General features: G+C 72.9%; 12 protein-coding genes. 10 read left to right on the plus strand and 2 right to left on the minus strand.

Features of this window, described 5'->3' with window-relative positions; translation table 11 throughout:
• The first annotated feature begins 615 nt into the window (after nt 1-615).
• The 7 genes from HS99_RS37470 (at nt 616) to HS99_RS37500 (ending at nt 8,448) form a co-directional block, all read left to right on the plus strand.
• The gene (locus tag HS99_RS37470) at nt 616-1,800 is read left to right on the plus strand and encodes a LeuA family protein (protein ID WP_030553353.1); all 1,185 of its coding nucleotides are present in this window, start codon (nt 616-618) and stop codon (nt 1,798-1,800) included.
• Nucleotides 1,797-3,203 carry a 3-isopropylmalate dehydratase large subunit gene (gene leuC, locus HS99_RS37475; RefSeq protein ID WP_030553355.1) on the plus strand — a complete coding sequence of 469 codons (1,407 nt, stop codon included), beginning with the start codon at nt 1,797-1,799 and terminating at the stop codon, nt 3,201-3,203. The genes HS99_RS37470 and leuC overlap by 4 nt, the downstream gene beginning before the upstream one ends.
• Nucleotides 3,204-3,210: 7 nt before the next feature.
• Nucleotides 3,211-3,837 (plus strand): 3-isopropylmalate dehydratase small subunit, encoded by a 627-nt coding sequence (leuD, locus tag HS99_RS37480; RefSeq protein WP_030287927.1) that lies wholly within the window; start codon nt 3,211-3,213, stop codon nt 3,835-3,837.
• Nucleotides 3,834-5,009 carry a pyridoxal phosphate-dependent aminotransferase gene (locus tag HS99_RS37485; protein ID WP_030553357.1) on the plus strand — a complete coding sequence of 392 codons (1,176 nt, stop codon included), beginning with the start codon at nt 3,834-3,836 and terminating at the stop codon, nt 5,007-5,009. Before leuD ends, HS99_RS37485 begins: the two co-directional genes overlap by 4 nt.
• A gap of 9 nt (nt 5,010-5,018) precedes the next feature.
• Complete coding sequence (locus HS99_RS37490) at nt 5,019-6,065, plus strand: isocitrate/isopropylmalate dehydrogenase family protein (protein ID WP_030553359.1); 1,047 nt, start codon at nt 5,019-5,021, stop codon at nt 6,063-6,065.
• 68 nt (nt 6,066-6,133) lie between these two features.
• Entirely contained in the window at nt 6,134-7,156 is a 1,023-nt protein-coding gene (locus HS99_RS37495; protein WP_046385742.1) for a TauD/TfdA family dioxygenase, read from the plus strand.
• Nucleotides 7,153-8,448, plus strand: a complete 1,296-nt coding sequence (locus HS99_RS37500; protein WP_050366550.1) for an MFS transporter — start codon at nt 7,153-7,155, stop codon at nt 8,446-8,448. The genes HS99_RS37495 and HS99_RS37500 overlap by 4 nt, the downstream gene beginning before the upstream one ends.
• Nucleotides 8,449-8,538: 90 nt before the next feature.
• Here the strand turns inward: HS99_RS37500 and HS99_RS37505 are convergent, their stop codons facing one another.
• Nucleotides 8,539-9,201, minus strand: coding sequence for a response regulator transcription factor (locus tag HS99_RS37505; RefSeq protein ID WP_030287917.1), 663 nt, complete (start codon nt 9,199-9,201; stop codon nt 8,539-8,541).
• Nucleotides 9,189-10,481 carry a sensor histidine kinase gene (locus HS99_RS37510; protein ID WP_030287915.1) on the minus strand — a complete coding sequence of 431 codons (1,293 nt, stop codon included), beginning with the start codon at nt 10,479-10,481 and terminating at the stop codon, nt 9,189-9,191. Before HS99_RS37510 ends, HS99_RS37505 begins: the two co-directional genes overlap by 13 nt.
• 193 nt (nt 10,482-10,674) lie before the next feature.
• Here HS99_RS37510 and HS99_RS37515 point away from each other — a divergent pair, with 193 nt between their 5' ends.
• From HS99_RS37515 to HS99_RS37525, 3 genes are all read left to right on the plus strand, one after another.
• The gene (locus HS99_RS37515) at nt 10,675-11,412 is read left to right on the plus strand and encodes an ABC transporter ATP-binding protein (protein ID WP_030287913.1); all 738 of its coding nucleotides are present in this window, start codon (nt 10,675-10,677) and stop codon (nt 11,410-11,412) included.
• Between the two features lie 4 nt (nt 11,413-11,416).
• A complete protein-coding gene (locus HS99_RS37520) occupies nt 11,417-13,984 on the plus strand; it encodes an FtsX-like permease family protein (protein ID WP_030553364.1) in 2,568 nt (855 codons plus the stop codon).
• Between the two features lie 348 nt (nt 13,985-14,332).
• On the plus strand, nt 14,333-15,637 hold the full coding sequence (locus tag HS99_RS37525) for a serine hydrolase domain-containing protein (RefSeq protein WP_046385743.1): 1,305 nt from the start codon (nt 14,333-14,335) through the stop codon (nt 15,635-15,637).
• The last annotated feature ends 68 nt before the right edge of the window (nt 15,638-15,705 follow it).

The raw sequence follows: 15,705 nt of genomic DNA on the forward strand, positions 1-15,705 counted from the left end.
TCGGTGGGCCCCGCACGTGCTGCTGCTACCGGGTGCCGGGGCGTGGCGGGCACGCCCCGGGGATCGCCGTCGGCGTCACGCCAGGCTGAGCGTCACGTTGATGCAGACGCCCACCACGACGATGGCCAGCAACACCCAGGGCCACAGCGGACGTTCCTTTTGGGGCTGCCATCCAGACATGGTATTTCCTGTTCGCCGTGAGGAGTGGGAAGTAGTAGGGCAGCGGATGGTCCCCCGCTGCACAGCGAGGCTAACCCGCGGCCGGCGGCCAGCGCAGTCAGGTTCCCTGCCGTTCGCAGGTGCAGTTCTCTGCACCCGTCCGACCCGTCCGGCCCGCGCGCGGCGGCCCCGCCGAGGACTGCCCGCCGGCCCCGCCCCGCCCGTCGAACACTATTCGACCAGCGCTATTCGGTCACTGTCAAAAGACGTAGCGGGCCCCGGCCGGGTGTTCTTGAATCAAGAGCGTGCTCAGGGTGACGGGGAGTTCCCCCGAGCATTCCGGACAAGTCGACATGCCGGTTTCCGCGCCGCGGTCCCGGTATTTCCTCAGATCACTGTTGTCGCCGAGGCGAAAAGGGAAATCCGCGTAGGCGGTAACGGGGGAAGGTCTATCAGGTGGTCATCAATACAGGAGAGCTCCGCCGGATTTCCGTCTTCGACACCACGCTCCGCGACGGCGAGCAGGCGCCCGGAAACGCCATGACGGCCGAACAGAAGCTCGACGTCGCCATGGCGATCCAGAGCCTGGGCGTCGACGTCATCGAGACCGGATTCCCGGCGGCCTCCCCGACGGACTTCAAGGCGACCCGGATGATGTCCGAGCAGCTGACGGACGCCCGGCTCTCCTCCTTCTGCCGGTCGGTACCCAGGGACGTGGAGGTGGCCGTCGAGGCCGGCGGCATCGAGCGGCACCAGATCCAACTCCTGGTCACCGGCAGCGACATGCACCTGGAGCACAAGCGCGGCATCACCCGCGAGCAGGCGTACGCCGAGGTCCGCGCCGCCATCAGGACGGCCAGGGAGCTCGGAGTCACCGACATCTCGATCGGCATCGAGGACGCCAGCCGTGGCGAGCACGACCTGCTGCGCGGCTACTGCGAGATCGTCGCGGAGGCCGGCGCCACCACGATCGCCCTGGGCGAGACCTCGGGTTGTCTGGTGCCCGCCGAGTTCGGCGACCTCACCCACACGGTCCGGCAGTGGCTGCCCGCCGAGACGGTGCTGTCGGTGCACTGCCACGACGACTTCGGCCTCGCCGTCGCCAACACCCTCGCGGGCCTGGAGGCCGGGGCCGACGAGATGCAGGTGACGCTCGGTGGGATCGGCGAGCGCGCGGGCAACGCCGCGCTGGAGGAGCTCGCCGCCGTCCTGCTCTACAAGGCGGCCCACTACGGCTTCACCACCACGATCAGGACCGAGCGGCTGTACGCGGCCTACCAGGTGCTCACCCGGGCCATCGCGATGGAGACCCCGCGCAACAAGGCCATCTTCGGCCAGTACTCCTTCGCCACCCAGGCCGGGATCCACCAGGCCGGCATGCTGGCGCGCCCGGAGACCTACGAGTACCTGGAGCCCTCCCGGGTGGGCCGCGAGCGCTCCCTGCTGGTCGGCCGCCACTCCGGCCGCGGCATCCTGGCGCACCTGCTGGAGCAGCTCGACGTGCCCGCCACCCCCGAGCTGCTGGACGAGCTGTACCACGACTACATCGCCAGCCGCACCGGCGGCGAGTGCGACGAGCTGTCCGTGGTCCGCGCCAGCCTCGCCCAGCGGTTCGCCCGGTCGGCCGGAGCTGCCGCGTGACCACCGAGGCCCCCGCAACCCTGGCGGAGAAGCTGTGGGAGACGCACGTCGTGCACCGCGCCGACGGCGAGCCCGACCTGCTCTACATCGACCTCCACCTGACCCACGAGGCCACCTCCCCGCAGGCGTTCGACGGCCTGCGGCTGACCGGGCGCGCCGTGCGGCGCCCGGAGCTGACGCTCGCGCTGGAGGACCACAACGTCCCGACCGACTCGACGGTCATCGAGGACCCGGTCAGCCGCCTCCAGATCGACACCCTGCGGCGCAACTGCGAGACGCACGGCATCGAGCTCTACCAGCTCGGCCACCGCCGCCAGGGCATCGTGCACGTGGTCGGCCCGCAGCTGGGGCTGGTCCAGCCCGGCATGGCGGTGGTCTGCGGGGACAGCCACACCTCCACCCACGGCGCCTTCGGGGCGCTGGCCTTCGGCATCGGCACCAGCGACGTCGAGCACGTGCTGGCCACCCAGTGCCTGGCGATCAGCCGGCCCAGGACCATGGCGGTGGAGTTCACCGGTGAGCTCCCCCCGGGCACCGGCGCCAAGGACCTGATTCTCGCGCTGATCGCCGAGATCGGTGCCAACGGCGGCCAGGGGTACGTCATCGAGTACCGCGGCGCCGCCGTTCGCGCGCTGTCCATGGAAGCCCGCATGACGCTGTGCAACATGAGCATCGAGGCCGGTGCGCGGGCCGGCCTGGTCGCCCCCGACGAGACCACCTTCGCCTATCTCAAGGGGCGCCCGCACGCGCCGCAGGGGGCGGACTGGGACGCGGCCGTGGCCCACTGGCGGACGCTGCGCACCGACGACGGCGCCGCCTTCGACCGGACCGTCGAACTGGACGTGTCGGGTCTGAGCCCGCTGGTGACCTGGGGCACCAACCCCAGCCAGGCGGTGCCGCTGAGCGGGCGGGTGCCGGCCCCCGCGTCGTTCACCGACCCGGCCGAACGGGTGGCGGCCGAGCGGGCCCTGCAGTACATGGACCTCACGCCGGGCACCCCGCTGCGCGAGGTCCCGATCGACGTGGTCTTCCTCGGCTCCTGCACCAACGGCCGGATCGAGGACCTGCGGGTCGCCGCCGAGGTGCTGCGCGGGCGCAGGGTGGCCGGCACCACCCGGCTGCTCGTCGTGCCCGGCTCCGTACAGGTCCGGGAACAGGCCGAACAGGAGGGCCTGGACCGGGTGTTCCTCGACGCGGGCGCCGAATGGCGGCTGCCCGGCTGCTCGATGTGCCTCGGCATGAACACCGACCGGCTGACCGGGCCGCAGCGCTCGGCATCCACCTCCAACCGCAACTACGAAGGCCGGCAGGGCGCCACCGCCCGTACCCATCTGGTGTCGCCGGTGGTCGCCGCCGCGACCGCGGTGGCCGGCCGGCTGTCGGCGCCCGCCGACCTGGGATGAGAGAGCCATGGAACCCCTGATCACGCACACCGGGCAGGCGGTGGCACTGCGCCGCGACGACATCGACACCGACCAGATCGTCCCGGCCGAGTACTGCAAGCGCGTCGTCAAGAGCGGGTACGCGGACGCCCTGTTCGCCCGCTGGCGGCAGGAGCCCGACTTCGTCCTCAACCGCCCGGCGCACGCCGGTGCGACCGTCCTGCTGGCGGGCCGGAACTTCGGCATCGGCAGCTCGCGGGAGCACGCCGTGTGGGCCCTGAAGGACGGCGGCTTCGTCGCGGTCGTGGCCTCCGGCTTCGGGGACATCTTCCGCCGGAACGCCATGAACAACGGGCTGATCCCGGTGGACCAGCCGGTGGAGGTGGTCCAGGAGCTGATGGCCGAGGCCGAGCGGGACCCGTCCTTCACCCTCACCGTCGACCTCCAGCAGCTCCGGCTGGTCGTCGGCGGCCGCAGCTGGCCCTTCGAGGCCGAGCAGCGGGCCCGCGAACTGCTGCTGCAGGGCCTGGACACCATCGAGCTGACCATGCGGCGCGGCGAGCTGATCGAGGCGTACGAACGGCGCCGCCCGTCCTGGCTGCCGACCGTCCCCGTGGGATCGGGATCGGAGCACGCCACCGGGGGAGCGCGGTGACCCGCTCCGCGCTCGTCGGCACCGCCCCTGCCCGTCCGCTCGGCGCGCAGCGCGTCCGGCAACTGCCCGCCGGCGGGCTGGTCGCCCTGCTGGCGGGCCGGGGGGCGGACTCGGTGGACCTCGCGGCCGGCACTCCGAAGTGGCCGGCCACCCCGCCCGAGCTGGTGGAGGGCGCCGTCCGCGCCCTCCGCGAGGGCGTCCACCAGTACGAGGACCCGGCCGGGAACCCGCGGCTGCGCGAGTGGATCGCGGGTACCCTGCCGGGCCGGCCCGACCCCGACACGGAGCTGACGGTGACCGCGGGGGCGAGCGAGGCGCTCGCGGTCGCCCTGCTGGCCTGCGTCGACCCCGGGGACGAGGTCGTCGTCCTGGAGCCGTTCTACGAGAACTTCCTCAGCGCGGTCGCACTGGTCGGCGGGGTGCCGCGGTTCGTCCGGGCCGAGGGCCCGGACTGGGCCCTGGACCCCGACGCGCTCACCGCCGCGTTCGGCCCGCGCACCAGGGCGATCGTCCTCAACAGCCCGGCCAATCCGACCGGGCGGCTGCTCACCGACGGGGAACTGGGCCTGATCGCCGAGCTGTGCGAGCGGTGGGACGTGACGGCCGTCTCCGACGAGGTCTACGCCGGCTACGTCTACGACGGCGCGCGGCACCGCTCGGTGGCCGAACTGCCCGGCCTGGCCGAGCGGAGCATCGTGCTGGGCAGCTTCTCCAAGAGCCACGCCGTCAGCGGCTGGCGCCTGGGCTACCTGCGCGCCCCCGCGCCCTGGACCCGGATGCTGCGACAGGTCCACGTCGCCACCACCGGCGGGGCCGCCGCTCCGCTGCAGCACGCGCTGGCCGAGGCCGGCCCGGCCCTGCGGGACGGCTGGGACCCGGCCGGGTCGATGCGGCCGCTGCGCGACCTGGCCGTCCGGATGCTCACCGAGGCGGGCTTCGACTGCGTCGCACCCCGGGGCGGCATCTACGTCACGGCGGGGATCCAGCACCTCACCCGGGAGCCGAGTCCCGCCTTCGTCCGCGACCTGGCCGCCGCGACCGGGGTGCTGCTGGCGCCCGCCACCCCCTTCTTCGCCGACCCGCGGCGCGGCGACCGGTACGTCCGGGTCGCCTTCAACCGCCCCGAGGCCACCCTCCGCGAAGCCCACCGGCGCCTGACCGCCCGACCCTAGGACGATCCCGTGCAGACCGAGCAGAACACCCAGAAGATCATCGTGATACCCGGTGACGGCATCGGCCCCGAAGTGACCGAGGAAGCCGTCCTGACGCTCCAGGCCCTCGGCGCCGGCCTGGAGTTCACCTTCCTCGACCGGATCAACGCCGACCGCTACCTCCGCGACGGCGTGGCCCTCACCGACGGCGAGCTGGAGGAGGTCCGAACGGCCGGCACGGTGCTCTTCGGGGCCGTCGGCGACCCGCGGGTGACCAACCCGGACTACGCCCGCGGCGTGCTGCTCCGGCTCCGCACCGACCTGGACCTGTACGTCAACTACCGTCCGGCGGTGCTGCTGGACGAGCGGCTCAGCCCGCTGCGCGACGAGTCCCGCCGCGGCATCGACTGCGTGGTGGTGCGGGAGAACACCGAGGGCCTGTACACCGGGGTCGGCGGCAGCCTGCGGACCGGCACACCCGACGAGGTCACCGTCGACCAGGAGACCAACACCCACCTCGGGGTCTCGCGGATCGTCGAGTACGCCTACGGCGTCGCCCGCCGGTCGGTGTGCATGGTCGACAAGTCCAACGCGGTGCGGTTCGGCGGCCAGTTGTGGCAGCGGGTGTGGCGGGAGACCCGGGACCGCCACCCCGAGCTGGACTCGTCCCACCTGTACGTGGACGTCGCGGCGATGAAGCTGGTCAAGGATCCCGCGTCCTTCGACGTGATCGTCACCAACAACTCCTACGGAGACATCCTCAGCGACCTCACCGCGGAACTCGCCGGCGGGCTGGGCACCGCCGCCTCGGCGAACATCAACCCGGTGACCGGGATGGGCCTGTACGAGCCGGTGCACGGCAGCGCCCCCGACATCGTCGGCAAGGGACTCGCCAACCCCGCGGGCGCCGTGCTGAGCGCCGCCCTCCTGCTGCGCGACCGGGGGCTGAAGAGCGAGGCGGAGGCCCTGGAGCGGGCGGTGCGCCGCACCGTCGCCGAACGCCGCTGCACCCCGGACCTCGGCGGCACCCTGAACACCCGGCAGGCCGGAGAGGCCATCCGGGCGGCGCTGGACTGACCCCGCCCCCGCGGCCACCCCGCCCCGACGAACCAACCGCATCCGGACAACAGGAGGAGCACGTTCCCATGACCACAGCGATCACCTTGGACGCGGAGCCCCGGCTCGGCGGGTTGGTCTGCGGACTGTCCAGCCCGGGCCGCCCCGCGCTGACCGAACTCGGGGCCCAGCACGGCCCGTCCATCCGGGAACGGGTCGTCGGGCACGGTGCCGCGCTGCTGAGTGGGTACGAGTGGACCGACTGGAACGACCTGGACGCCTTCGTCAAGCAGGTCGTCGGTTCGCCGCTGGACTACACCGAACGCTCCTCGCCGCGCACCGAGTTGCACCCCGGCGTCTTCACGGCGACGGACCACCCGCCGACCGAGGAGATCTTCCTCCACACCGAGCAGTCCTACAACCTCACGGTGCCGCGCTACCTGTTCTTCTTCTGCCGGCAGGGCGCCCCCGAGGGCGGCGCGAACCGCCTCGCGGACTGCCGGGCCGTCCACGACGCGCTGCCGCGCGAGGTGGTCGAGCGGTTCGACCGCGAGGGCTACCTGCTGGTGCGCAACTTCCTGCCGGGGCTGGGCCTCACCTGGCAGCAGGCGTTCGGCACCGAGGACCCGGAGCGGGTGCGCCGGTACTGCGCGGACAACGGCATCGAGGTCGAGTGGCTGTCCGAGGACCACGTCCAGACCCGGCAGGTGCGCTGGGCGGTGGCCACCCACCCGGAGACCGGCGCGAAGTCCTGGTTCAACCACATGACGTTCTTCCACTCCAGCTCGCTGAACAAGGACCTCGCCGAGCTGCTGCTGGAGGAGTACGGCCCCCGGGGGATCCCGACCAACACCTTCCACGCCGACGGCACCGAGATCGCCCCGGACGTCGTGGAGGCGCTGCACGCCGGCTACCGCGACCACCAGGTCGACGTGACCTGCCGCACCGGTGACGTGCTGATCGTCGACAACCTGAGCGTGGCGCACGGCCGGGCCCCGTTCGTGCCGCCCCGCGAGCTGTTCGTGAGCATGGCCGACGCGCTGTCCTGGGAGCGGCTGCGCCCGGTGGAGCGGACCGCGCTGCCCGGCGGAGCGGTGGGACACGCGGGGTGACGGAGCGCACCGAGGAGCCGGTGACGGCTCGGTGCGACGGGCGGGCGCAGACGGCTGCGCCCGCCCGTCCGCTGCGCCGCAACCGCGCGTACAACCTGCTGTGGAGCAGCAACGTGCTCTCCCAACTGGGCTCCCAGGCGACGCTGTTCGCCTACCCGCTGCTGGTGATGGCGATGACCGGGTCGGTCTTCCAGGCCTCGCTGGTGGAGTTCGCCGTGGCCGCGTCCCGGATGGTGGCGGGGCTGCCGGCCGGCGCGGTGGCCGACCGGGTGTCGCGCAAGCGGGTGATGCTGGTGTCCGAGGCCGCCCGGGCCCTGGCCCTGGCGGTGCTGGCCGTCGCGATCGCCGCCGGGCGGGCGCCGCTCGCGCTGATCCTGGCCGTGGCGGTGGTCGAGGGCGTGAGCACCGCGCTGTTCAGCGCCGCCGACCAGGCACTGCTGCCGCTGGTGGTGCCGGAGCCGCAGCTCTCGTCGGCGGTGGCGCGCAACACCGCGCGCTACTACGTCGCCACCATCACCGGGCCCGGCCTCGGCGGGGTGCTCTACAACGTGCTGCGCGTCCTGCCGTTCGCGGCCCAGGCGGTGGCCTCGCTGGGCGCGCTGGGCGTCCTGCTGTTCCTCCGGGCGCCCGAGGAGCGCGCGCGGATCGCCGCCGCCGAGCCCGGGGGCCTGCTGCGGCACACCCTGACCGGACTGCGCTGGCTGTGCGGACACCGCCTGCTGCGGGTGACCGTGGGGCTCACCATGGGCTTCAACGCGGTCTTCAGCGGGCTGCTGCTGGTCGCCATCGGCATGGCCCAGCAGGCCGGAGCCACCGACGAGGTCGGGCCGATCGGGATGCTGATGGGCACCGGGGGAGTGCTGGGCGCCCTCGCCGCGCCCTGGCTGCGGCTGCGGCTGGCCCCGTACACCGCGGTGCTGCTGCTGACGTGGGGGGCGAGCGCCCTGGTGCCGCTCCTGGCGGTGCTGCCCGCCGGGTACTGCTACGGGGCGGTGCTCGGCTGCACCGCCTTCCTGGCGCCGACCGCGACCGCGATCATCGCCACCCACCAGATGACGACCACGCCGGACGCGATGCGCGGCCGGCTGGCCGGGGCGATCGGGGTGAGCCTGGGCGCGGCCTCCGCCGTGGGCACGCTGGCGGGAGGGGCGCTGCTGGAGTTCTCCGGGCCGGTGGCCACGGTGCTGGCGGCCACGGCGGTCCTGGTGCTGCTGGCCCTGCTGGCGACCCTCAGCGGAGCGATCCGCGCGCTGCCCGCGCCGGGCGGGCCGGGGCCGGGGCGGAGCGCCTGACCGGGCCGGCACCCGCCGGCCCGGTCGCCGGGTTCCGGTCACCGGCCCGGTTGCCGGGTTCCGGTCGCCGGCCAGGTCGCCGGGTTCCGGTCAATCGCCCTGGCCGTCTATCGAGTTGAGGTACGTCAGCACGGCGCGCACCCGTCGGTGGCCGCCGTCCGTGGCCGGCAGCCCGAGCTTGGTGAAGATGTTGCCGATGTGCTTGTTCACCGAGGTCTCCGCGATGAACAGCAACTTGGCGATGGCGCCGTTGCCGTGGCCCTCCGCCATCAGCGAGAGCACCTCGCGCTCGCGCGAACTCAGCGCGTCCAGCGGGTCGTTGCGCACCCGGCGGACCATCAGCTGGGAGATCACCTCGGGGTCCATGGCGACGCCGCCGCCCGCGACCCGGTCCAGGGCCTGGAGGAACTCCTCGACCCGGCTGACCCGGTCCTTGAGCAGATAGCCCACCCCGGAGGCGCCGTGGACCAGCAACTGCGCGGCGTAGGCGTGTTCGACGTACTGGGACAGCACCAGGACCGGCAGGTCGGGCAGTTGCTCCCGGGCGGTCACCGCGCTGCGCAGCCCCTCGTCCCGGTAGGTCGGAGGCAGCCGGACGTCCAGCACGGCGATGTCCGGGCGGTGTTCCAGCAGCGTGGGCAGCAGGCTGTCGCCGTCCTCCACGGTCGCGCAGACCTCGTGGCCCACGCTGGTCAACAACAGTGACATGCCCTCCCTCAGCAGGGCGTTGTCCTCGGCGATCACGATCCGCACGGGAGCTCCACTCGAAGTACTGTCGGTCCGCCGGGGGGACTGTGCAGCTCGGTCACGCCGTCGAACGCCGCGACGCGGCGCTTGATGCCGCGGATCCCGCTGCCGGAGCCGGTCGTCGCCGCCCCGCCCTGCCCGTCGTCCCAGACGGAGATGTGAATCCTGCTCTCGGTGGTGCGCAGCTGCACCTGGCTGCACTCGGCCCCGCTGTGCTTGGCGACGTTCGTCAGCGCCTCGGAGATGACGTAGTAGGCCGCCGCCTCCACCGCGGCGGGCGCCCGGCTGCTCCTGGACTCGTACTCCAGGTCCAGCTTGGTGGGGATCTGGCAGGCCGCCACCAGGGAGCGGGTCGCCTCGGCCAGGCCGTGGTCGGCGAGCACCGGCGGGTAGATCGAGCGCACCGCGACGCGTAGCGACTGCACCGCCTGATCGGCCAGGTCGCGGGCCTGGTCGATCATTTCGGGCAGCTTCTCCGGGTTGTCGTGGAGCACCCTCTTCATCAGCGCCAGCCGCAGCGACACCGAGACCAGTCCCGCCTGCGCGCCGTCGTGCAAGTCGCGCTCGATGCGCCGCAGTTCGGCGGCGTGCGCCTCCAGGGCCTCGGCCCGGGTGATGGTCAGCTCCTCCACGCGCTTGGCGAGGGACGTCCGGCGCTTGCGCGGCTTGAGCAGTGCCCGGGTCATCAGGGCGTGCAACTGGGCGCACCAGGGGAGCAGCCAGCCGGCCAGCGCCCCGTAGGCCAGGCCCGCGAAGCAGGCCCCCAGCGCCGAGCCCCACGAGTCGATGTTCCAGACCAGGAACTGGGCGGGCTTGGGCACGACCTGCCACCACAGCGGGATGGTCAGCCAGCTGGCCGACCCCACGCACAGTCCGATCGCCAACGCGGCGCCGAGCGTGCCCAGTACGGCGTGCAGCAGCAGCCACAGCAGGTCGGTGTAGGTGGCCTTGTCGGTGAGCATCGCCTGCGCGCGGACCAGCACCCGGCCCTCGGCCTCCCGGTAGGAGGACGGGATCTCGCAGTCCAACCACTGCCCCGCGCGCCGACGGTGGGCGTCGGCGACCCGCCGGAGCCGGGCCAGTGAGAGCGGCAGCAGGCTCAACCCCGGGCCGACCAGGCTCAGTACGAACACCGCGAGGAGGGCGTAGAAGCCGAGGAAGGCCACCACCGCGGTGCCGCCGACTTCCAGGAGGTACCGCAGGGCCAGGACGAACCGCCGGAGGAACTCCTGCTGCGTGGTCGCCGGGGTCAACCCGCGGCGCGGCCGCTGGGGAACGCCATCCATCGTCGCCAAGCCCCCGTTACCCGTTTTCACCCACGGTATCACTGCGAGGTGATCTCCGCGGCTCGGCCGTCACCCGGACAGGGGGGTAGCCAACTGCACCTTTCGAACTCCAGCAAACATCGTGGTGCCCACAGGAGCCGTGCGCCTAGCGTGAGTTCGACGTGTCGATGACAGGGCGGGAAGGTGGGACGCAGTGGCGCACGGCCAGTGGGCGGTGGAATTGCGGTCGGTGGAGAAGAAGTACGGTCGCGGAGCGGGTGAGGTCGCCGCGCTGCGCGATCTCAGCCTCTCCTTCGACCGGGGATCGTTCACCGCGGTCATGGGGCCGTCGGGCGCCGGGAAGAGCACCTTCCTGCACTGCGCGGCCGGGCTGGACCGTCCGACCTCGGGCTCGGTGTGGCTGGCCGGCACGGACCTGGCGACGCTGGACGAGGCGCAGTTGACCATGCTGCGCCGGGAGCGGGTCGGCTTCATCTTCCAGGCGTACAACCTGTTGGGGTCGCTGACGGTGGCGGAGAACATCACGCTGCCGCTGCTGCTCGCCGGGGTCGCGGCCGAGCCGGGCTGGCTGGACCAGGTGGCTCGGCGGGTCGGGCTGTCCGACCGCCTGCAGCACCGGCCGGCCCAGCTGTCCGGCGGCCAGCAACAGCGGGTGGCGATCGCCCGGGCCCTGATCACCAAGCCCGAGGTGATCTTCGCCGACGAGCCGACCGGCGCGCTCGACAGTCGTACGGGCCGTCAGGTGCTGTCCCTGCTGCGGGAGATCGTGGACCGGGACGGCAACACCGTCGTGATGGTGACCCACGACCCGGTCGCCGCCTCCTTCGCGCAGCGCGTGGTGTTCCTCGCGGACGGCGCCTTCGCCGAGGAGATGGCGGCGCCGACCGCCGATCGGGTGGCCGCGCGGATGACCCGCCTAGAGGAGTGGTGAGCAGATGATCTTCAAGCTCGTCCTCATGACCCTGCGGGAGCGCAAGGCCGGACTCGTCGGGGCTTTCGTGGCGCTGGTCGGGGCGTCGATGCTGATCACCGCGTTCGGCGCGCTGCTGCAGTCCGGACTGGGCTCGGGGGTGGCCACCCAGCGTTACGCGGGGGCGCCGGTGGTGGTCGGCGGCACCCAGTCGTTCAAGGTCACCGACGGCAAGACCAAGCAGAAGCCGCTGCCCGTGCCCGCGCCGCTGAACAGCGACGTGACCGACAAGGTGGCCGGGGTCGAGGGCGTGCAGCGCGCGGTGCCCGACGTCAGCTTCCCCGCCCAGGTGGTGGACGGGGACGGCGGGCTGGACGCCGGCGGCGGCGAGCAGCCGTCGAGCGGGCACAGCTGGTCCAGTTCGGTGCTCGGCCCCTTCGACCTGGAGCGCGGGCGGGCGCCGCAGCAGGCGGGCGAGGTGGTGCTGGACGCGCGGCTGGCCGACCGGGTGGGGGTGTCGCCCGGGCAGCGGGTGCGCCTGGCGACCACCCAGGAGGCGCGGGAGTACACCGTCACCGGGGTGGCCGCGCTGAAGGGCGGCGGGAAGCCGCGCTCGCCGGCGGTGTTCTTCACGGACGCCGAGGCGACGACGCTCTACGGGCACCCCGGCCGGATCGACGCGGTCGGGGTGCTGGTCGCGCCGGGCGCCGACCCGGACAAGGTGGCGGACCGGATCGACAAGAAGCTGGCCGGGGCGGGCGCCGACACCTATCTGGGCGAGGACCGCAGCCAGGTGGAGTTCCACGACGTGGCCTCGGCCCAGACCAACCTGGTCGAGCTGGCGGGGTCGCTCGGGGCGACGGTGGTGCTGATCGCGATGATCGTGGTGGCCAGCACCCTCGCCCTCAGCGTGCACCAGCGCCGCCGCGAGCTGGCCCTGCTGCGGGCGGTCGCGGCCACCCCGCGCCAGGTCTACAAGATGATGGCGGCCGAGGTCCTGATCGTCTCCCTGGTGGCCTCGGTGATCGGGTGCCTGCCGGGCGTTCTGGTGGCCAAGGTGCTGATGGGCGCGCTGAGCGTGATCGGCATGGTGCCCGACGACTTCGCGTTCTCCGTCGGCCCCGTGCCGATGCTGGTCGCCGTCCTGGCAACGGTGTTCGCCGCGGAGGTGGCCGCGGTCGGGGTCGCCCGCAAGGCGGTGGCGATCCGGCCGGTCGAGGCGATGGGCGACGCCCAGATCGAACCGGCGCGGCTGGGGCGCGGCCGGGTGTTCTTCGGGGTGCTGCTGTTCCTGCTCGGCGTCGGGGGCTCGCTGCTGCCGCTGTTCTTCGGCAGCGTCTTCGCGGTGGCCGGCGCGGGCACCGGCGGGCTCGTCATGATCATCGCCGTGCTGATGCTGGCCCCACCGGTGGTGAGCGTGGCGAGTCGGCTGATGGCGGGCCCGGTCCGCCGGCGCACCGGACCGCACGGCTACCTCGCGGTGGCCAACACCCGGGCCAACGCCCGCCGGCTGGCGGCCGGCATCGGTCCGCTCACCCTGGCGATCGGCTTCGCGCTGGTTCAGTTGTGCATCCCGACGACGACCGCGTCGGCGGCCCAGGACCAGGCCGAGGCGGGCATCGTGGCCGAGTTCACGGTGCAGGGCGGGCCCGGCGGGCCGCCGATCGGCGTGGTCCGGGACGCCGCGGCGCTGCCGGGGGTGGCCGCCGCCACCGGGGTGATCCGGGTCCAGGTGAACGGCTCCCGGAAGGTGCTCGACTCGCCGGAGATCTTCAAGTACCAGGCCCAGGGCGTCACTCCGGACAAGGCGGCGCAGACCATGGACCTCGGTGTCACCGAGGGCTCCCTGGACAACCTCCGCGGCGACGTGGTGGCGATCAGCGGCGGTGCGGCCAGCACGCTGGGCGCCCACGTCGGCGACCGCATCCGGCTGAACCTCCCGGACGGCGCCGAGGTCAAGCCCGCGGTGGTCGCGGTCTACGACCGGGGCCTGGGCTTCGGCGACGTGACGCTCCCCCAGGACTCGGTGCTGGCGCACAGCTCCCGCCAACTGGAGGACGCGGTGTTCGTCAAGACCGCCGCCGGCGCCGACAAGGGCCAGGTCGGCAAGGCGCTGCGCGGCCTGGCCGGCCGGTACCCGGGCCTCAAGGTGCTGGACGGGAGCGGCCTTTCGGCCGCGCAGCAGGAGCAGGCGATGTCCTCGGTGCTGACCAGTGCGCTGCCGCTGGCGCTGGTCTTCGGCTACCTCGCCATCTCGGTCGCCAACACGCTCGTGCTGGCGACCCTGGGCCGGGTGCGGGAGTTCTCGCTGATGCGGCTGGTCGGGGCGCCGAGGGAGCAGGTGGTGCGGATGATGCGGGTGGAGGCCGGGATGGTGGTGGCCATCGCGGTGGTGGTGGGGACCGTGGTGCCGCTGCTGCCGCTGGTCACGGTGAGCCTGGGGCTGACCGGATCGCCGGTGCCGCACTTCCCGGTGCTGATGTACCTGGGGATCGTCGCGGTGACCGCGCTCATCGGACTGGGCGCGATCCTGGTGCCCACCCGGTTCGCGCTGCGGACCCGCCCGGTGGAGGGCATCGGCTTGCGGGAATAGCCTCCCGCCCACCCGAGGGGCCCGCGGTGCGTTCGACGCGCCGCGGGCCTTTCGGTTGTGATCGGGCCCGCACAGTGCTGTGATCGGGCCCACACCGCGGATACCCCTCCCCGGTGCCCGCGGAATGCCAACCAGCGTTTTTCACAGAGGACTTAAGGACGCTGACCGGCGCAAAGTCCCCGTGTAGCCTTCAGGAAACAAGACGATCTTCCCCAGTCGCGGTCCGTGCGCACCACTCCGTGCGCACCTGGAATTCGCGGCTGTTCCAGGCTGTCTGCGGCCCGTCACGGAAAGCGGAGTAGAGGGGGTTTCCTGGTGTCACCGGGACTTGTTGCCCAATTCCCGAGAATGGCCGCCGGTTTCGGGGTCCGGAACGCTCAGCTCGCGCTGCTCGACCACACCGGAGTGCGGACGGCCCGCGTCGGCGGACCGGAGGCGGCGGAGCTGCGCTTCCCCTTCGCCTCCGTCACCAAGCTGTTCACCGCCACCGTGGCGCTGCAGCTGGTCCGCGATGGCGACCTCGACCTGGACGCCGCCCTGGGGCGGTACGGCGAGGAGTTCGCGGCCGCGCCCAACGGTCTCGGTACCACGGTGACCCTGCGCCACCTGCTGAGCCACACCAGCGGCCTGGTCTGTTCCCTGGACGACGAGGACCGGACCCCGCGCGGCTTCGCGGCCGCCGCGGGCGAGCCGGCCCTGCTGTTCCGGCCGGGCAGCGCCTTCTCCTACTCCAACGTGGGCTTCGCACTGGTCGGCCGACTGATCGAGGCGGCCGCCGGTCTGAGCTGGTGCGAGGCCGTGGACACCTTCCTGCTGGGCCCGCTCGGCATCACTCCGGCCCATCTGCCCGCCCCCGGGCCCTCGGCGCCCGGCCCGGCCATCGCCGTCGGCCACGCCGTCACCGGGGCGGGCGCCGTCCCGGTGGACGTCCGTGTCCCCGCTGCCATGGCGCCGGCGGCCGCGCTGGCCGGCACCGCCGAGGACCTGGTGGCCTTCGCCCGGCTGCACCTGGCGGATCGCGCCGAGGCGTACCGGGCGCTGCTGGACGAGGACGGCGTCGCGGCGATGCGCGGCCCGGTGCCGGGTGTCGAGCCGTACGGGCTCGCCGACGGTTTCGGCCTCGGCTGGGCCCGGTACGGGGCGGCCGACGAGCCCTGGCTCGGCCTGGACGCCATGGCCGGCGGCACCACCTGCAACCTCCGGGTCCAGCCGGGCACCGGCAGCGTGCTGGCCCTGGTCACGGACTCCACGGCGGGGCTCGCCCTCTGGCGCGAGCTGGCCGAACGGCTGCGCGCCGAGGGCCGGGACGTCGGCGCACCCCCGGTCGGGCGGTCCGAGGCGCATCCGGCGCCCGGGGGCGACGCCGACCTGGCCGGCACCTGGGCCAACGGCGACATGGTGTACCGCCTCACCGGTGGGGCCGGCGCCCCGTTGCACCTGGAGGACGACACCGGGGCGCGCTACCGGCTCGACCTCGATGGCCGCGGGCGATTCTCCGCCCACCGCCTGGATTTCCTCGAAGCCCCGTACGCGGGCCGGTTCCTGCCCGATCCGGAAACCGGGGTAAGTCCGCTCCTGCAGTTCGCCGGACGCGTTCTCCGCCGGGAATCCCCGTACGGGGAAAAGACCGGGAAATTCCGCACGGCCGGCTGACGAAAGTCCCGGACAAGCGCTGCCTCCCTTCTCGCACGACTCATTCGCTGGAGTATGGAAGTGACAGG

The sequence above is a fragment of the Kitasatospora aureofaciens genome, assembly GCF_001188955.3.
Classification (GTDB): domain Bacteria; phylum Actinomycetota; class Actinomycetes; order Streptomycetales; family Streptomycetaceae; genus Kitasatospora; species Kitasatospora aureofaciens.